The organism is Stenotrophomonas pictorum JCM 9942, assembly GCF_001310775.1.
GTDB classification, from domain to species: domain Bacteria; phylum Pseudomonadota; class Gammaproteobacteria; order Xanthomonadales; family Xanthomonadaceae; genus Stenotrophomonas; species Stenotrophomonas pictorum.
The window spans coordinates 1-1,117 of record NZ_BAZI01000614.1; the positions used below are offsets into that span (position 1 = coordinate 1).

The 1,117-nt window shown below is 67.6% G+C and carries 1 protein-coding gene; it reads left to right on the forward strand.

Features of this window, described 5'->3' with window-relative positions; all coding sequences use genetic code 11:
• Positions 1-1,117 (forward strand): aspartate kinase (locus JCM9942_RS16515; RefSeq protein ID WP_157723020.1); only part of this gene is annotated, 1,117 nt, incomplete at both ends.

A 1,117-nucleotide genomic window follows, 5' to 3' on the forward strand; every position in this document is an offset into this window, starting at 1 on the left:
GCTGGGCCAGGGCGAGCTGCTCTCTTCCAGCATCGGCGCGGCCTACCTGCGCAGCAACGGACTGGATTTCGGCTGGATGGACGCCCGCGACTGGCTGCATGCGCAGCCGCCGGTGCCGAACCAGACCGCCTGGTCGCAACGGCTGTCGGTGAACTGCCAGTGGCAGGGCGATGCCGGCTTCAAGGCCCGCTTCGACGCCCAGCCCACACGCATGCTGCTGACCCAGGGCTTCATCTCGCGCCATGCCGACGGCGGTACCGCCATCCTCGGCCGCGGTGGCTCGGATACCTCCGCCGCCTATTTCGGCGCGCTGCTCGGTGCCAGCCGCGTGGAGATCTGGACCGATGTGCCGGGCATGTTCAGCGCCAACCCGAAGGACGTGCCCGACGCCCGCCTGCTGACCCGGCTGGACTATTACGAGGCGCAGGAAATCGCCACCACCGGCGCCAAAGTGCTGCATCCGCGCTCGATCAAACCGTGCCGCGATGCCGGCGTGCCGATGGCGATCCTCGATACCGAGCGCCCGCACATGCCGGGTACCAGCATTGACGGTGCCGCCGCGCCGGTGCCGGGAGTGAAGGCGATCAGCCGCCGCAACGGCATCGTGCTGGTGTCGATGGAAGGTATCGGCATGTGGCAGCAGGTCGGCTTCCTGGCCGAAGTGTTCGCGCTGTTTGCCAAGCACGGGCTGTCGGTGGACCTGATCGGTTCGGCCGAGACCAACGTCACCGTGTCGCTGGATCCGTCCGAGAACCTGGTCAATACCGACGTGCTGGCTGCGCTGTCGGCCGACCTGTCGCAGATCTGCAAGGTCAAGGTGATCGTGCCGTGCGCGGCCATCACCCTGGTCGGCCGTGGCATGCGTTCGCTGCTGTACAAGCTCTCGGACGTGTGGGCCACGTTCGGCAAGGAGCGCGTGCACATGATCTCGCAGTCCTCCAACGACCTGAACCTGACCTTCGTCATCGACGAGGCCGATGCCGACGGCCTGCTGCCGATCCTGCACGCCGAGCTGATCGACAGCGGCGCGATGCCGGTCTACGAGGAGCAGGTGTTCGGCCCGCGCTGGCGCGAAATCATCGGCACGTTGCGGCCGCGGCCCACGCCGTGGTGGCAG